The organism is Streptomyces sp. R35, assembly GCF_041053035.1.
In the GTDB taxonomy this organism is placed as follows: Bacteria; Actinomycetota; Actinomycetes; order Streptomycetales; family Streptomycetaceae; genus Streptomyces; species Streptomyces lutosisoli.
In genome coordinates, this window is sequence record NZ_CP163440.1 from 9,329,904 (window position 1) to 9,346,589 (window position 16,686).

11 protein-coding genes are annotated in these 16,686 nt (G+C 70.9%); 10 read left to right on the plus strand and 1 reads right to left on the minus strand.

The genetic code is table 11. The features are described from left to right. Window positions 1-116 precede the first annotated feature (116 nt). The 3 genes from AB5J50_RS41985 (at window position 117) to AB5J50_RS41995 (ending at window position 6,077) form a co-directional block, all read left to right on the plus strand. The gene (locus AB5J50_RS41985) at window positions 117-2,507 is read left to right on the plus strand and encodes an MFS transporter (protein WP_369263850.1); all 2,391 of its coding nucleotides are present in this window, start codon (window positions 117-119) and stop codon (window positions 2,505-2,507) included. A gap of 208 nt (window positions 2,508-2,715) precedes the next feature. Beyond that, window positions 2,716-5,178, plus strand: coding sequence for a SpoIIE family protein phosphatase (locus AB5J50_RS41990; RefSeq protein ID WP_369263851.1), 2,463 nt, complete (start codon window positions 2,716-2,718; stop codon window positions 5,176-5,178). Between the two features lie 173 nt (window positions 5,179-5,351). Then, window positions 5,352-6,077 carry a class I SAM-dependent methyltransferase gene (locus AB5J50_RS41995; RefSeq protein WP_369263853.1) on the plus strand — a complete coding sequence of 242 codons (726 nt, stop codon included), beginning with the start codon at window positions 5,352-5,354 and terminating at the stop codon, window positions 6,075-6,077. Window positions 6,078-6,119: 42 nt separating this feature from the next. Here the strand turns inward: AB5J50_RS41995 and AB5J50_RS42000 are convergent, their stop codons facing one another. After that, window positions 6,120-7,622, minus strand: a complete 1,503-nt coding sequence (locus tag AB5J50_RS42000; RefSeq protein WP_369263854.1) for an FAD-dependent monooxygenase — start codon at window positions 7,620-7,622, stop codon at window positions 6,120-6,122. A gap of 404 nt (window positions 7,623-8,026) precedes the next feature. Here AB5J50_RS42000 and AB5J50_RS42005 point away from each other — a divergent pair, with 404 nt between their 5' ends. The 7 genes from AB5J50_RS42005 (at window position 8,027) to AB5J50_RS42035 (ending at window position 16,669) form a co-directional block, all read left to right on the plus strand. Then, the gene (locus AB5J50_RS42005; RefSeq protein WP_369263855.1) at window positions 8,027-8,776 is read left to right on the plus strand and encodes a TetR/AcrR family transcriptional regulator; all 750 of its coding nucleotides are present in this window, start codon (window positions 8,027-8,029) and stop codon (window positions 8,774-8,776) included. Between the two features lie 451 nt (window positions 8,777-9,227). Further along, window positions 9,228-10,061, plus strand: coding sequence for a M55 family metallopeptidase (locus AB5J50_RS42010; RefSeq protein WP_369263856.1), 834 nt, complete (start codon window positions 9,228-9,230; stop codon window positions 10,059-10,061). Further along, window positions 10,054-11,388: a M20/M25/M40 family metallo-hydrolase gene (locus tag AB5J50_RS42015; RefSeq protein WP_369263857.1), complete on the plus strand. Its 1,335-nt coding sequence runs from the start codon at window positions 10,054-10,056 to the stop codon at window positions 11,386-11,388. Before AB5J50_RS42010 ends, AB5J50_RS42015 begins: the two co-directional genes overlap by 8 nt. Before the next feature lie 9 nt (window positions 11,389-11,397). Then, on the plus strand, window positions 11,398-13,371 hold the full coding sequence (locus AB5J50_RS42020) for a prolyl oligopeptidase family serine peptidase (protein ID WP_369263858.1): 1,974 nt from the start codon (window positions 11,398-11,400) through the stop codon (window positions 13,369-13,371). Window positions 13,372-13,402: 31 nt separating this feature from the next. Next, a complete protein-coding gene (locus tag AB5J50_RS42025; protein ID WP_369263859.1) occupies window positions 13,403-14,341 on the plus strand; it encodes an LD-carboxypeptidase in 939 nt (312 codons plus the stop codon). A 223-nt stretch (window positions 14,342-14,564) separates the two neighbouring features. Further along, complete coding sequence (locus tag AB5J50_RS42030) at window positions 14,565-16,337, plus strand: CocE/NonD family hydrolase (protein WP_369263860.1); 1,773 nt, start codon at window positions 14,565-14,567, stop codon at window positions 16,335-16,337. Window positions 16,338-16,420: 83 nt separating this feature from the next. Further along, the gene (locus tag AB5J50_RS42035) at window positions 16,421-16,669 is read left to right on the plus strand and encodes a DUF1049 domain-containing protein (protein WP_327433272.1); all 249 of its coding nucleotides are present in this window, start codon (window positions 16,421-16,423) and stop codon (window positions 16,667-16,669) included. Window positions 16,670-16,686: the final 17 nt, after the last annotated feature.

Consider the following 16,686-nt stretch of genomic DNA (forward strand, 5'->3'; position numbering starts at 1 on the left):
CACCGTTTCGAGTGGATCTCCCTGTCGCGCGACGGTACGCCGTAACTCGTCGCGCTTACTCGCAGTTGTCGCGATAAGCGGGAATTGTGCAGTGGGTGCGACGAGGGGAGCGGTACGTGGGCGGGATCACTCTGGTGAAGGACCAACCGGCTGCCGCGCCCCCGCAGAAATCCACTGAGGCGCCGGCCGAGCCCGTCCAACTCGGACCACGCCAGGTGCGGTTGGTCTTCTTCGGACTCATGCTCGCCCTGCTGCTCGCCGCCCTGGACCAGATGATCGTGGCCACCGCGCTCCCGAAGATCGTCGGGGAGCTGCACGGGCTGGACAAGATGTCCTGGGCGATCACCGCCTATCTGCTCACCTCCACCGTCGGACTCCCCGTCTACGGCAAATTCGGCGACCTCTTCGGCCGCAAGGGCGTCTTCCAGTTCGCGATCGCCGTCTTCGTCGTCGGCTCGGCGCTCGCCGGATGGTCGCGCACCATGGACGAGTTGATCGCCTTCCGCGCGATCCAGGGCGTCGGCGCGGGCGGCCTCATGATCGGCGTGCAGGCGATCATCGCGGACATCGTGCCGCCGCGCGAACGCGGCCGCTTCATGGGCCTGATCGGCGCCGCGTTCGGCCTCGCCTCGGTTGCCGGCCCTCTCCTGGGCGGCTATTTCACGGACCACCTCTCCTGGAGGTGGTGTTTCTACATCAACGTGCCCTTCGGCCTGGTGACGCTGGCCGTCGTCACCGTCGTACTGAAGCTGCCGAAGCCCACCGCCAGGGGACGCGTCGACCTGCTCGGGGTACTGCTCCTCGCCGCCGCTTCAACGTGCTTGGTGCTGCTGACCAGTTGGGGCGGCACCGAGTACGCGTGGGGCTCGCGGGTCATCCTGGGGCTCGGGGCGGGCGCGCTCGCCGCGACGATCCTCTTCTTCGTCGCCGAGCGCTTCGCGGCCGAACCCCTCATCCCGCTGCGGCTGTTCAAGGACGGCGTCTTCAACGTCACCGCGCTGGTGGGCCTGGTCATCGGCGTGGCCCTCTTCGGAGCCGCCAGTTACCTGCCCACGTTCCTTCAGATGGTCGACGGGGCCAGCGCCACCGAGTCCGGGCTCCTGATGCTCCCCATGATGGGCGGCATCGTCGGCACCTCGGTCGTCTCTGGGCAACTCATCAGCCGCACCGGCCGCTACAAGGTCTACCCGGTCCTCGGCAGCGCCCTCTCCGCCGTCGGCATGTGGCTGCTGTCGCGCCTCGAAGCCGACACCCCACGCCTGCACTACAGCATCTGGATGGCCGTACTGGGCGCGGGCATCGGCATGGTGATGCCGGTCCTGGTCCTCGCCGTGCAGAACTCCGTACGCCCGGCCGACCTCGGTACCGCGACCAGCGCCAACAACTACTTCCGGCAGATCGGCGGCAGCGTCGGAGCCGCCGTCTTCGGCACGCTCTTCGCGGGCCGGCTCGCCGACGCGCTCGCCGATCGTCTCCCCGCGCGCGGGGGCACCGGAATTCCGGACTCCAAGTCCATCACCCCCCAGCTCGTCCACGCGATGCCCGCCGCTCTGCGTGACGACTACATCGGTGCCTACGCGGACGCCATGCCGCGGATCTTCCTCTATCTGGTGCCGGTGCTCGTCCTCGGCCTGCTCATCGCCTTCTTCCTCAAGGAGAAACCGCTGGTGTCCCACAACGCTCCCACCGCCGACCCGGAGTCCGCGCAGGTGAACGCCCATATCCCGCAGGCCCGTTCGGCGTACGCCGCCGGGATTCCCGTCTGCGGCACGGTGCAGCACCCCGACGGCACCGTCGTGCCACGCGCCGCGCTCACCCTCATCGACGTCGCGGGACAGCAGATCGGGCGGGGCGCCAGCGGCGAGGACGGGCGGTACGCGCTGTCCACGCCCGGCTCGGGGTCCTACGTCCTGATCGCCGCGGCGGGCGGCCACCAGCCGCAGGCCGTCTCGGTGACCGTCGGCGAACGTCCCGTGGAACTGGACGTCGTGCTCGGCGGCGCCGGACGCCTCGCCGGAAGCGTGCTGACCGCGGACGGCACCCCGGTGCGCGAGGCCACGGTCACGCTCACCAATGTGCACGGCGAGGTGGTGGCCACCACCCGCAGCGGGCGCGAAGGCGGCTATGTCATCACGGAGCTGGTGGCGGGCGAGTACACCCTCGCCGCCAGCGCGCCCGCGTTCCGCCCGGCCGCGCTGCCTGTCTCCGTCCAGGCCGCCCGCGAGACCCGCCAGGACGTCGAACTCGCCGGCGGCGCCGTGCTGCGCGGCACCGTACGGGCGGGCGGCGGACGGCCCGTCGAGGACGCGCGCGTGACGCTCCTGGACGCCGCGGGCAATGTGGTGGACACGCTCACCACGGGCGCTGAGGGAACGTTCCGGTTCGTCGACCTGTCCTCCGGCGAGTACACCGTCATCGCGGCCGGCTATCCGCCGGTGGCCACCGTGCTCCAGGTCGCCGGGGGCGGCAGGACGGAACGGGACTTGCAACTGGGGCATGAAGACTAGGGAAGACCAGGGAGAGAAGACGGAGGAGACCACTGGGGATGGGGGCGTGACGGAGCGGGCGAATGGGGCGTGAGTCGGCCCGTCGTGCGCCGGAGCCGCCCCCGGAGAGGTCAATTCCCGTATTGCCACACATGGCAACGGGCCACCGCCGTACGGTAGTGGAGGCGGCACAGATCTTGCGGAGCCGTGGGAAGAAAGGGCCTGGGCCATGGACCGTGGCACCGAAGCGGGCGCAGCTCCCAGCCGTGAAGCTGGCAACGGCGCGGCGGAGTACGCCGCCGTCGGCCGCATCCCGCTGGCCGTGGTGACAGTGGACCGTGACGGTCTCGTCTCGCACTGGAGCACCGGCGCCAGGCGCCTTTTCGGCGCCCCCAAAGAGGACGCGGTGGGCCGCCCCGCCGTCGACCTGCTCCCCGTCTCGGGCGCGCTCCCCGAGGACGACGACACAGCGCCTTACGGGGCGTACGCGGCATACGACGGACTCGGCCCCGACCTGGAGTCCTCCCTCGACGGGCGGCTCTCCTACCCGGCCGCCGGGCGGGCCCGCCTCACGGTGGCCGGTCACGACCGGACCGACGTCCTGTGGTGGGCCTATCCCCTGGTGGGGCCCGGACGGGAGCGGCTGCTGGTGCTCGCCGCCGACGCGGCCGCGATGCGTCACGAGGGCGACGACGCCGACGGGGCGGCCGTCGAGCGCATCGCGCCCGGCTTCGCGCTGCACACCGACTTCCCCGGTGCCGAGGGCCTGGCCCGCCGGCTCCCCGAGATCCTGCCCAGCATGAGCGTGGGCGAGAGCGCCCGCATCGTCGCGCAGGTTCTGGAACTGGGCTATCCCGTCCTGGAGTTCAGCCAGAACGACCGGGTGCCCGTCACCCCCGACTGGGGTGTGCCCCGGCGGACCGAGCGCAAGGCGCGCCGTGAACGGGCCGCCCGCGCGGCGGCCTACGGCGCGCCCGTGCCGCGGGACGTCCAGGACGAGGGCGAGGACCTCGAATACGTCGCCGTGCGCGAGCGCCTGGAATTCCTCAACGAGGTCAGCGGCCGCATCGGCACCTCCCTCGACCTGACACAGACCATTCTCGAGGTCAGCCGCGCCGTCGTGCCGCGCTTCACGGATGTGGCGGGCACATACCTGCGCGAACAGGTCGTCGCCGGTGAGGGTTTCCCCGAAGGGGTGCCCGACACCACCACCATGTGGCACCGGGTCGCCTTGGAGCACACGGACGAGCCCGGCCGCTGGGACGACGTCGTGCCGGTCGGCGAGGCCATGCCCTTTCCGGCGCACACACCGTTCTTCCAGTGCATGACCACCGGTGAGCCCGTCCTCGTGCCGCGCATCAGTGAACAGATGGGGCACATGATCGCCGCGCAGTTCGAGAAGCGCGACATCAGGCCGCTCATCACCAACCGCTCCATGCTGGTCGTGCCTCTGAAGGCCCGCAATGTGGTCCTCGGGTTCATGATCCTGCTGCGCCACCCCGAGCGCGTCGAGTTCAACGACATGGACCGGGTCACCGGCGCCGAACTGGCCGCCCGCGCGGGCCTCGTGCTCGACAACGCGCGCATGTACACCTACCAGGAGAGCGTCGCCGAGACCCTCCAGGACAGCATGCTGCCGCACATCGCGCCCCGCATGGCCGGCTGTGACATCGCGACCCGCTATCTGCCCGGCACGCTCCTCGGGCGGGTCGGCGGTGACTGGTTCGACTCGGTGAAGCTGCCCGGCTCGCGCACCGCCCTGGTCGTCGGCGACGTGATGGGCCACGGCCTCAACTCGGCCGCGATGATGGGCCAGTTGCGTACGGCCGTCCAGACCATGGCCGCGCTCGACCTGCCGCCCGCCCAGCTGCTGCGCAACCTCGACGACCTGGCCCAACGGCTGGGCGACAACTACCTCGCGACCTGTTTGTACGCCGTCTACGATCCCATCGCCGGGGAGCTTCAGATCGCCAACGCGGGCCACATCCCACCCGTTCTGGTCCGTGCCGAGGACGGATACAGCGAGCTGCTCGATCTCCCGACGGGCGCGCCCATCGGAGTCGGCGGAGTGCCCTTCGAGGCGGTTCGCGTGCGGGTGGCGCCCGGCGACCGGCTCGTGATGTGCACCGACGGACTGGTCGAGGTGCGCGGCGAGGACATCGGCGTCGGCCTCGCGACGCTCTGCGAGTCCGCGGCCCACCCGGCCGCGTCCATGGACGACGCCTGCAACACCATCATCAGCGCGCTCAACACCCGTGGCGGCCGCAAGGACGACGTCGCCCTGCTGATGGCCCGGCTCAACGGCATCGCGTCCGAAGCCGTCGCCGAGTGGCGGCTGTCGCTGGACCCGATCGAGGTGGGCAGGGCACGCGCGGTGGTCCGCGAACAGCTGCATGTGTGGGGCCTGGCAGGCCTCGTTGACAGCGCCGAGCTGATGGTGAGTGAGCTGGTCACCAATGCCGTACGGCACGCGCACAGCCGCCAGATAGAGCTGCGGCTCGTCCGGGGCGACACCCTGCTGTGCGAGGTGGACGACGACGACCACACGCTGCCGACGCTGCTCAGCGCCGGACCCGGCGACGAGTTCGGGCGCGGCCTGCGCGTCGTCAGCACGCTGGCCCGCGAGTGGGGGACCAGCCGGACCAGCGCGGGCAAGACCGTGTGGTTCGAACTGACGCTCCCGCGCCGTTGACGTGTTCCCGCGACGCCCGGGAGGGGCGGGGCGCACGCGGTGTGCGCAGGCGTACGGGTATCGAATGAGCAGTGAAGGAATGCGCCGCCCGCTTGTCGCTTCGCGCCGGGCGCGATAAACCGATCTGGCCTGCCAGGTCCCGGCGGGCCGAGGTCGCAACCTGGGGAGCGGGCATGAGTGTGACGAGCCGGTACAGGCAAGCCTGGGAGGGCTTCTGGAGCGAGGCCTCCGACGAACAGGGGGCGGTCTTCTGGGACGCCGAGCCCGCGCTGACCGTCGGCGTTCATCTCGCCTTCTTCGAACCGCACTTGGCGGCTCCCGGCCTGCCGGTCGTGGACCTCGGCTGTGGCAACGGCACGCAGACCCGCTTCCTGGCCGACCGCTTCCCGCACGTCGTCGGCGCCGACCTGTCGGCCGCGGCGCTGGACCACGCCCGCCGCGCCGACCCGGCGGGGCAGGCCGTGTACAGGCTGCTCGACGCGGCCGAGAAGACCGAGGCGGAGACGCTGCACGCGGAGCTCGGCGACGCCAACCTCTATATGCGGGGTGTGCTCCATCAGGCCGAGCCGGACGACCGGCAGCCGTTGGTGGACGGCCTGGCGACGCTGGTGGGGGAGCGCGGCCGGGTCTTCCTCGTCGAACTCGCCGAGGCCGCGGGCCTGGTGCTGAGGGGCCTGGCACAGAGCGCCGACGGCCCGCCGCCCAAGCTCGCCCCGGTCTTCCGGCACGGCATCGCCCCCGGCGAGGTCGCGGACGCCGCCGTCCCCGAGTACCTCCGCGCCGCGGGCCTCACGGTCCTCGCGAGCGGCGAAACCCCCCTGGTCACGACCGAGTACACGGCCGACGGCTCGCGTATCGAACTGCCGTCGAAGTGGCTGGTGGCGGGGCGTACCGGGTGATGCCGGTGGTCCGGGTGCCACCTGCCGCGCGCCGCGGCCGGGTCATGCCGGAGTGAGTGCCTTGGCCGCGGTGGTGAAGGCCTGTGCCCAGTCGCCGGTGATGATGCTTCCGATGTATCCGTCCGGCCGGACGAGGATCAGAGTGTCACCGGTGATGCCATAGATGTCGGTGAGCCTGCCGGTGGTGTCGGTGAGGAAACCTTCATCGATCCCGCGTCCGGTGCGGACGGTGTAGCGGCGCAGTTCGACGCCGTCGGCCGGCCAGGTCAGTTCGGGCAGCGCCTTTGCGGCATCGCTTCCGAAGGCCAGCAAGGTGAAGTGCGGTCCCTGGTAGGCGTCGAACAGGCGTCGGGCGCCGGGGGCGGTGCAGGGTGCGTCCGGTGCCCGGTCGCCGACGTGCAGGCTCTTGGTGTCCGGAGCATCGGTGGGTGCGAGCGGGCCGCCGTGGTACGAGAGTTCGAGCTGGCGTTCCTCGTCTCCGCGCTTGAGGCCGGAGACCTGGTGTCGGCTGAGGCTTGAGTACAGTTCGCTGGACTTGCCGAGGACGCGTGCGGCGATGGGCAGTCGCTCGGCCTCGTAGCTGTCGAGGAGGCTGTCCGGTGCGCCGGCGATGACCTGGCCGAGTTTCCAGCCGAGGTTGTAGGCGTCCTGCACGCCGGTGTTGAGCCCCTGGGCGCCGGCTGGGGTGTGCACGTGGGCGGCATCGCCGGCGAGGAAGACCCGGCCGGCGCGGTAGTGCTCGACGAGCCGGACGTTGGGCCGGAACACCGAGGTCCAGGTGATGTCGTGCAGCCGCAGCCCGGTGAGGTCGTGGAACCGGGCGGTCAGCGCGGCTTCGTCGAGGTCCGGTGTGTCGTCCGGCTTCAGACGGATCATCACCTGGAACAGGTCGGAGTGCGGCAGCGGGCATGCTCCCGCGGACGCGCGGGGCCACATGTGCCACCGGTCGCGGGACAGACCGTCGATCACGCCGTCGATGATGAGGGTCCGGTCGGACTCGTCGGTCTCCCCGGCGAACTGGAGGCCGGCGCTCTGTCGGACGGTGCTGCCGCCGCCGTCGGCGCCGACCAGGTATCGGCTGCGTACCCGCTCGCCCGAGGTGAGCGTCGCCGTCACACAGTCGGCGTCCTGCTCGAAGCCCTCCAGTGCGACGCCGTACTCGATGCTCAGTCCGAGGCGGTCGAGCAGGCGGTGCAGGATGGCGTCGGTGCGGAACTGCGGCAGCAGCAGGATGTTCGGGTAGGGCACGTCCGGGGTCGGCTTGTTCCGCTGCTGCATCTTCCATGGCGCGGTGACCGGTCCGAGGTGGAGTCCCGCGAGCGGGTACGGCGCACCCTCCGCCTCTGCCTCACGCAGTACGCCGAGGTCCTCGAAGACCTCCTGGGTGCGCGGCTGGACGCCCTTGGCGCGCGATCCCTTGAAGGCGTGCGGTGCCTTGTCGACCACGCGCACGCGCAGCCCGCGCCGCAGCAGGTCGGCCGCCAGGGTGGAACCGGTCGGGCCGCCTCCGACGACGAGTACGTCGATGTCGTGGGGTTCAGTCATGTTGATCAACCTCAAATGATCTTTCAGAAGAAGGTGGCGAGCGGCCGCGGTGTGCTGCGCGGGGCCTCACTCGGGAGGGTGTCTTTCATCCGGTCTCCTGGGCCACGGCTCGGCCCTCATTTCGGATACAGCGTATCCGATTTTCGGGGCCGGGCCACCGGGGCGAGGTGCGGGTCGGGTCGCAAGGGGTCGTGTACGCATGGTCGGCGCGAGTCGGGATGACGGCCCGCCGTGATGCTGGAGCAGGCCGCCGGACCGGCTGGGCGTGACGCGGGCGGCGCGGCCGTCGGTATGCGGCTCGGCGCGGCCTGGAAGGGCTCCGTGGCACCCGAAACGGATACGATAATGCCGAAAGTCTCGTTTCTGGATGGCTCGGTACGTCTGGCTGAGAGGGCGGCTGTTTCATGGTGTCGGAGGTCCAGCCCGTCCCGGGCAGTCCTGCCTGGTGGGCGAGCCGGGAGCCCGCTCCCGCCTACCGGCGCGGGCGTCCCCCGATGGACGCCGGCCGCATCGTCGACGCCGCCCTGAAGCTCATCGACGAGGTCGGGATCCAGGCGCTGACCCTGCGCATGCTCGCCGACGCCCTGGACTCGGGCACGGCGACGCTCTACCGGCACTTCAACGGCAAGGACGAACTCCTCGCCCTCGTGGCCGACAGGATCCTGGGCGAAGTCCGCATCCCGCCCGAGGAACTGGACGGCCTCGCCTGGCGGGAAGCCGTGACCGCCGCCGCGGAGGCCTTCTACGACAACCTGCGCCGGCATCCCCACGCGCTGCCCCTGCTGGCGGCCCAGGTTCCCGTCGGCCCCAACGGGCTGCGCGTCAGGGAACGGCTCATCAAGCTGCTCCTGGGCCACGGGTTCTCGGTAGCCCTGGCCGCTCGCGCCTTCACCGCCATCGGCCACTACGTGATCGGCTTCGCCATCCAGCAGTACGGCCCCGGAACGCCGCGCCCCGAGGACCAAGTCCAGTTGCGGGACTACTACCACTCCCTGGATGCGGCCGCCTATCCGGCCACGACGGCCGCGGCCGACGACCTGACCTCCGTACCCCTGCACGAGGAGTTCCGGTTCGGCCTGGACCTGCTTCTCGACGGACTGGAACTGGCCAGACGTGAAGCGGGCCAGGCGCCCGGAGGACTCACGCAGCACTGACCGCGGCCGCTCGCACGGGCGAGTCGTTCGGGTGTCCCTCCCAAATATATCGGCTACGATGTATCCGAAATGGCCCAAGCGGCCGCGCGGCGGTGTCCGTCGCTCAATCGGCGAGAGGTGAGCCTGTGGCCGCCGGAGGGACGGCCACGCGCGGTCGTTGAGATCGGTCCAACGGCGAAGGCGAGCGCCATCAGCCGGAACGCGACGGCACGCGGTACCGGCCGTCGGTGGAGCGGCAGGCTTGGCTGCGGAGGCGCTGTCACCTTGCGTGGCTCCTTGCCGTTGCGTCAGGTACCTGGATGGCGGTTGACGTCAAAGCCAACCTCCGAATGCACCACATTTTAACGGCTACAGTGTTTCCGTTATTCGGGGATGCGTCAAGAGAGGGAGTGCTCCTGTCTCCCCTCCGCGTCGTAGCCGGTTCCCTTGTCCGGGCGTAACGTGACGCAGCATGAAGATCCTCATCAGTGCCGACATGGAAGGCGCCACGGGTGTGACCTGGCCGGCCGACGTGCTGCCGGGGACTCCGCAGTGGGAGCGGTGCCGCTCGATGTTCACCTCGGACGTGAATGCCGCCGTGCTCGGTTTCTTCGACGGCGGCGCCGACGAGGTGCTGATCAACGAAGCCCACTGGAGCATGCGGAACCTGCTCCTTGAGCGGCTGGACGAGAGAGCGGAGATGCTCACCGGGCGGCATAAATCGCTGTCCATGGTGGAGGGCGTGCAGCACGACGACGTGGACGGCATCGCCTTCGTCGGCTATCACGCGGGCGCCGGCATGGAGGGCGTCCTCGCGCACACCTATCTCGCGAACTCCCTCACCGGCGTATGGGTCAACGACATACGGGCGAGTGAGGGGCTGCTCAACGCGCACGTCGTCGCCGAGTACGGGGTGCCGGTCGTCCTGGTCACCGGCGACGACGTGGCCTGCGAGGACGCGCTGGGGTACGCGCCCGAGGCGCTGAAGGTCGCCGTCAAGGACCATGTGTCCCGCTACGCGGCCGTGTGCCGTACGCCCTCCAGGACCGCCGCCGACATCCGGGCCGCGGCCAAGGAGGCCGCGTCGCTGGCGGTGCGTCACGAGCCGGTCGTCGGCGGCCCGTTCACGATCGCGATGGAGTTCGACGCCGAGCACCTGTCGATGGCCGCCACCGTCGTGCCCGGTGTCGAGCGCATTGGGGAGCGCAAGGTGGCGTACACCAGCGACACCATGTATGAGGGGATTCGTACCTTCAAGGCGGTCACCACGATCGTCTCGGCCGCGGTGGAGGAGCAGTATGGCTGACGCACACGCTCTCGGCGACGACGCACTCGCTCTCGACGAAGTCGTCCGGTTCACCTCCGATCTCATCCGGATCGACACGACCAACCACGGCGGCGGGGACTGCCAGGAGCGCCCGGCCGCCGAGTACGCCGCCGCGCTGCTGGCCGAAGCGGGCCTGGAACCCACACTCCTGGAGCGCACGAAGGGGCGTACGAACGTCGTCGCCCGCATCGAGGGCACCGACCCGTCCGCCGACGCGCTGCTCGTCCACGGTCATCTGGACGTCGTGCCCGCGCAGGCGGAGGACTGGAGCGTGCACCCGTTCTCCGGGGAGATCCGCGACGGGGTCGTCTGGGGGCGCGGCGCGGTCGACATGAAGAACATGGACGCGATGATCCTGGCGGTCGTACGCCACTGGGCGCGCGGCGGGATGCGCCCTCGCCGTGACATCGTCATCGCGTTCACCGCCGACGAGGAGGCGAGCGCCGAGGACGGCTCGGGGTTCCTCGCCGACGAGCACCCCGGTCTCTTCGAGGGCTGCACCGAGGGCGTCAGCGAGTCGGGGGCCTTCACCTTCCACGACGGCGGCGGCAGACAGCTGTATCCGATCGCCGCGGGCGAGCGCGGCACCGGCTGGCTCAAGCTCACCGCGCGCGGGCGTGCGGGACACGGCTCCAAGGTGAACCGGAGCAACGCGGTGACGCGACTCGCCGCCGCGATCGCCCGGATCGGGGCGTACGAGTGGCCGCTGCGGCTCACCCCGACCGTGCGCGCCGCACTGACCGAACTCGCCGCCCTCTACGGCATCGACGGTGACCCCGCGGACCCCGAAGGCATGGACATCCTCCTGGACAAGCTCGGGCCGGCCGCCGCCCTCGTCGAGGCGACCGTCCGCAACAGCGCCAACCCGACCATGCTGAGCGCCGGTTACAAGATCAACGTGATCCCGGGGGAGGCCGTCGCTTATGTGGACGGCCGCTATCTGCACGGCTGCGAGGACGAGTTCCGCACGACCCTCGACCAGCTCACCGGACCGGACGTGGAGTGGGAGTTCCACCACCGTGAGGTGGCCCTCCAGGCGCCGGTGGACTCCGCGACGTACGCGAAGATGCGCGCGGCCGTCGAGGAGTTCGCGCCCGAAGGGCATGTGGTGCCGTACTGCATGTCGGGCGGCACGGACGCCAAGCAGTTCTCGCGCCTCGGCATCACCGGATACGGGTTCGCGCCCCTGAAGCTCCCGGAGGGCTTCGACTACCAGGCCCTCTTCCACGGCGTCGACGAGCGCGTGCCGGTCGAGGCGCTCCACTTCGGTGTCCGTGTCCTCGACCGCTTTCTGCGCACGGCCTAGGGGGACGAGATGCAGACCCTTGCGTACGGTTCGTGGCCCTCGCCGATCGACGCGACGCTCGCCGCCGCGCACGACGGGCACCCCGAGTTCGTGGGCTTCGTCGGCGACGAGGCCTGGTGGACCGAGCCCCGGCCCACGGAAGGCGGACGGCGCACACTCGTACGGCGGAAGGCCGACGGCACGGAGGAGCCGGTACTGCCGGCCCCCTGGAACGTACGCAGCCGCGTCATCGAGTACGGCGGTCACCCATGGGCCGGGGTCATGCGCCCCGAGGGCCCCCTGGTGGTCTTCGTGAACTTCGCCGATCAGCGGCTGTACCGGTACGAAGTCGGCGGCGAACCACTTCCGTTGACTCCCGTGTCACCCGTGGGTGAGGGGCTGCGCTGGGTGGACCCGCAGTTGATGGTGGAGCGGGGTGAAGTGTGGTGCGTCCTTGAGGAGTTCACCGGGGACGGGCCGACCGACGTACGACGCGTCGTCGCCGCGGTGCCGTTGGACGGATCGGCGGCGCGGGACCGGGACGCCGTACGGGAACTGACCGACGGACGGCACCGGTTCGTCACCGGGCCCCGGCTCTCGCCCGACGGCGGGCAGGCGGCCTGGCTCGCCTGGGACCACCCAAGGATGCCGTGGGACGGGACGGAGGTGGTCCTGGCGGATGTGGCCGAGGACGGCACGCTGCACGCCGCGCGGTCCGTCGCCGGCGGCCCGGAGGAGTCCGTGGTCCAGGCCGACTGGGCCCCCGACGGCACCCTGTTGTACGTCAGTGACCGCACCGGGTGGTGGAATCTGTACCGGCTCGGCCAGGACGGCGAGGGGACGGCCGTCTGCCCGCGCGAGGAGGAGTTCGGCGGGTCGCTGTGGCGGATCGGGTACCGCTGGTTCGCGCCGCTGGCGACCGGGCTGATCGCCGTCGTGCACGGACGCGGCGCCACCGCGCTCGGGATACTGGACCCGGAGACCGGCGAGGTCGTCGACGCGGCGGGTCCCTGGACCGAGTTCGCCCCGACGCTCGCCGCGCACGGCAGCAGGGTCGTGGGCGTCGGAGCCAGCCCACGCAGCGCGTACGAGGTCGTCGAGCTGGACGCCGGCACCGGGCGGGCCCGGGTGATCGGCGCCGCGCACGACGACCCGGTGGACCCCGCGCACTACCCGGAGCCGCAGATCCGCACCTTCAACGGGCCCGCGGGGCGCGAGATCCACGCGCACATCTATCCACCGCACCACCCAGGCCATGTCGCCCCCGGCGACGAGCTGCCGCCGTACGTCGTCTGGGCGCACGGCGGCCCCACCGGCCGGTCGCCCCTCGTCCTCGACCTGGAGATCGCCTACTTCACCTCGCGCGGGATCGGCGTCGCGGAGGTCAACTATGGGGGGTCGACGGGACACGGGCGGGAGTACCGCAACCGGCTGCGCGAGCAGTGGGGCGTCGTCGACGTCGAGGACTGCGCGGCCGTCGCGCACGCGCTCGCCGAGGAGGGCACCGCCGACCGGCGGCGGCTCGCCATCCGCGGGGGCAGCGCGGGCGGCTGGACCACGGCCGCGTCCCTGACGAGCACCGATGTGTACGCCTGCGGCACGATCCTCTACCCGATCCTCGACCTCGTCGGATGGGGTTCGGGGGAGACCCATGACTTCGAGTCGCAGTACCTGGAGACGCTGGTCGGGCCGCTCGCGGAGGTGCCCGGCCGGTACGCGGAACGGTCGCCCACCGAGCGCGCCGACCGGGTCACCGCGCCGTTCCTGCTGCTCCAGGGGCTCGACGACGTCATCTGTCCGCCCGCGCAGTGCGAGCGGTTCCTGGCCAGGCTGGAGGGAGAGGGGCGACGCGTGCCGCATGCCTACATCGCCTTCGAGGGCGAGGGGCACGGCTTCAGGCGGGCCGAGACGATGGTGCGGGTCCTGGAGTCCGAACTCTCGCTGTACGCACAGGTCTTCGGGCTGAACCCGCCCGGCATCCCCACGTTGGAGCTGGCCAAGTGAGGCCGATCGCCCAAGAATTGGAGCACACCGAGTGACGTCAGTGACCCCCCTGACCCGACCCCGGCGTCTTGTCCCCGGAGCCCGTGTCGCCGTCGTCGCGCCCAGTGGCCCGGTGCCCGAGGCGCGGCTGGAAGCGGGCCTCGACATTCTGCGCGGGTGGGATCTCGACCCGGTGGTAGGGCCCCATGTCCTGGACCGGCATGGCCAGTTCGACTACCTGGCGGGCACGGACACCGACCGGGCCGCCGACTTCCAGGCCGCCTGGTGCGACCCGGACGTGGACGCCGTGCTGTGCGCCCGTGGCGGATACGGTGTGCAGCGCATGGTCGACCTCCTCGACTGGGACGCGATACGGGCCGCGCGCCCCAAGGTGTTCCTCGGGTTCAGCGACATCACCGCGCTGCACGAGGCGTTCGCGACCCGCGTGGGCCTCGCGACCCTGCACGGCCCGATGGCAGCCGGCATCGACTTCATCAAGAACACGCGGGCGCAGGAGCATCTGCGGGCGACCCTCTTCGAGCCGGAGACGGTACGCACCATCACGTCCTCCGGCCGAGGGGCCGCTCTCGTGCCCGGGCGCGCCCGGGGTGTCCTGCTCGGCGGGTGCCTGTCCCTGCTCGCCGCCGACCTGGGCACCCCGCACGCCCGGCCCTCCGCGCGGGGCGGGCTGCTCTGCCTGGAGGACGTCGGCGAGGAGACGTACCGCCTGGACCGCTATCTCACCCAACTGCTGCGTGCCGGCTGGTTCGACGGGGTCGCCGGGATCCTGCTGGGCTCCTGGGCGGAGTGCGCGCCCTACGAGGAGGTGCGGGCGCTGCTGGCCGACCGGCTCGGTGGGCTCGGGGTGCCGATCGTCGAGGAGTTCGGGTTCGGGCACGGGGAGGGTGCGCTGACGATTCCGTTCGGCGTCGAGGCCGAACTGGACGCGGACGCGGGGACGTTGACGCTGGACGAGCCCGCGCTCGCCTGACGAGGGTGGCAGGGCCCGCGACTGCCGCGCACGGCGGTCGCGGCAGTTACGGCGGTCGCAGCGGTCACGGGCCCGGCCGTTCACTGAATCTCCGTCAAGAAACACCCGGCACGGTGATTGACCGTTGTCTGACACGTGTCACAGCATGACTACCGGCCGGTACTTACCGGCCAGTAGTCGGGTTGTCCTCAGCGTGGAGGTCTACGTGTCCCGTCGCTCGCGTGTGCCCAGATCCCGTGCCTCGCTCGCCCTGGCCCTCGGTGCCGCGCTCGCCGCACCGCTCGCGTTCACCGCACCGCCCGCCTCGGCCACGGGCCAATACACCGTCACCGCAGTGAAGTTCACGGTCCAGGCCGGTGGCCGCACCTGCACGGTCGACGCCGATCTGTACCGGCCCGCGGGCGTGGACCGCGAGCACACCGCGCCCGCCGTGCTCGCCACCAACGGCTTCGGCGGGAGCAAGTCGGACGGTTCGACGGACGCGATCGGCAAGGCGTTCGCGGCGCGCGGCTATGTGGGGCTCATCTACTCGGGGCTCGGTTTCGGCAAGTCGGGCTGTCTGATCTCGCTCGACGACCCGCGCATCGACGGCGTGGCCGCGTCCCGGCTCGTCGACTTCCTGGCGGGCACACGGGCCGCCGACGACGGCACGAAGGCCGACTACGTCACCCAGGACGGCAAGGGCGACCCCCGCGTCGGCATGATCGGCGGCTCGTACGGCGGCGCCGTCCAGATGGCCACGGCCGCCGTGGACCACCGCGTCGACGCGCTCGTCCCGCTGATCACCTGGAACGACCTGGCGTACGCGCTGGACCCCAACAGCGCGGCCGGCGCCCGCGATGTGCCCGGCGCCTACAAGTGGCAGTGGGCCAACGGCTTCTACCTGATCGGCGAGAGCCAGCCGCTGACCGCGCCGAACCTGGACCCCTCCCGGATCAACTCCCTCGCCTGTCTGCACTTCGTGAGCGACGCCTGCGACACGATCCGGACCCTGAACTCGGGGAGCTATCCGGCCGACAGGACCGGACCGCTGCTCAGCTACGCGCGCAGCGTGTCGCCCGTCTCGTATCTGCGCAAGGTGCAGGCGCCGACCCTCCTCGTCCAGGGGCAGGCCGACAGCCTCTTCAATCTCAACGAGGCGACAGCGACGTACAAGACCCTCAGGGCGCAGGGCGTGACGACGAAGATGATCTGGCAGTCGTGGGGACACAGCGGCGGGCTCACCGACCCGGCGACCGGTGAACTCAACCTCGGCCAGGGCAACTTGGAGACAAGTTACGTCGGCCGGCGGATCCTCGCCTGGTTCGACCGCTATCTCCAGCACCGCAAGGGCGTCGACACGGGCCCCGCCTTCGCCTACTACCGTGACTGGATCGCCGACCCGGACCACACCTACGCCACGGCCCGGCGGGTACCCGCGCTCAGCCAGAAGCTGTACCTCTCCGGAGACGGCAAGCTCGTCGACAACCGCGAGAAGGTCGCGCGCGGCAGCCGGGAGTACCGCAACTGGCTGGTGCCCACGAGCCACTCCGAGAGCTCCCTGGCCGGGATCGTCGGACTGCCGGACCCGGCGCCGTACGACACCGAGGGCACCTACCTCGGCTGGACGAGCGAGCCCCTGACCCGGGCGGTCGACGTGGTCGGCGCGCCCCGGGCCACGCTGAAGGTGGTGTCGCCGGCGACCGAGCGCGTGCAGAACTCCGACAACGCCGCCGACAAGCTGGTCCTCTTCGCCAAGCTGTACGACGTGGCGCCCGACGGCACCAAGACGCTGGTGCACCGGCTGGTGGCGCCCGTGCGGGTGCCGGACGTCACGAAGAGCTTCACCGTCACGCTGCCCGGGATCGTGCACCGGTACGAGGCCGGGCACCGGCTCCAGTTCGTCGTCGCCGCCAGTGACGACGCGTACCTCGGGAACAGGGGGGTGAAGCCGGTGACCGTGACCAGCGCGCGCGGGGACACGGGCACCCTGGAGCTGCCGGTCGTCGGGGACTGAACGCCCTCGGAGGCCGGAGATCCGGGTCACCCGGAGGAACCTCCCACCGCGCGGGCCGGCACCTCGCGACTCATGCTGAGCGCATGAGTCCGAAGACCTCCGAGAGTGCCGGCGCGAGCGGCGGGAAGAGCCACGGCGGGCTGCTCACGCCCGGCAGGGTCAGTGTCGTCTCGCTGGCCCTCCTTGCCCTGATCTTCGTCTTCGAGAACACCCGCAGTACCAAGATCCGACTGCTCATTCCGGAAGTGACCATGCCGCTGTGGATGGCGCTCCTCGGCACCGGGGTGATCGGCGGGCTGTGCGGGGCGTACGCCATGAAGCGCCGAGGCTGAGGACGCGTTCGCGTAGG

Coding starts and splice junctions, on each gene's coding strand:
- AB5J50_RS41990 (WP_369263851.1), top strand. CDS start 2,716: ATGGACCGTGGCACCGAAGCGGGCGCAGCTCCCAGCCGTGAAGCTGGC.
- AB5J50_RS41995 (WP_369263853.1), top strand. CDS start 5,352: ATGAGTGTGACGAGCCGGTACAGGCAAGCCTGGGAGGGCTTCTGGAGC.
- AB5J50_RS42000 (WP_369263854.1), bottom strand. CDS start 7,622: ATGACTGAACCCCACGACATCGACGTACTCGTCGTCGGAGGCGGCCCG.
- AB5J50_RS42005 (WP_369263855.1), top strand. CDS start 8,027: ATGGTGTCGGAGGTCCAGCCCGTCCCGGGCAGTCCTGCCTGGTGGGCG.
- AB5J50_RS42010 (WP_369263856.1), top strand. CDS start 9,228: ATGAAGATCCTCATCAGTGCCGACATGGAAGGCGCCACGGGTGTGACC.
- AB5J50_RS42015 (WP_369263857.1), top strand. CDS start 10,054: ATGGCTGACGCACACGCTCTCGGCGACGACGCACTCGCTCTCGACGAA.
- AB5J50_RS42020 (WP_369263858.1), top strand. CDS start 11,398: ATGCAGACCCTTGCGTACGGTTCGTGGCCCTCGCCGATCGACGCGACG.
- AB5J50_RS42035 (WP_327433272.1), top strand. CDS start 16,421: ATGAGTCCGAAGACCTCCGAGAGTGCCGGCGCGAGCGGCGGGAAGAGC.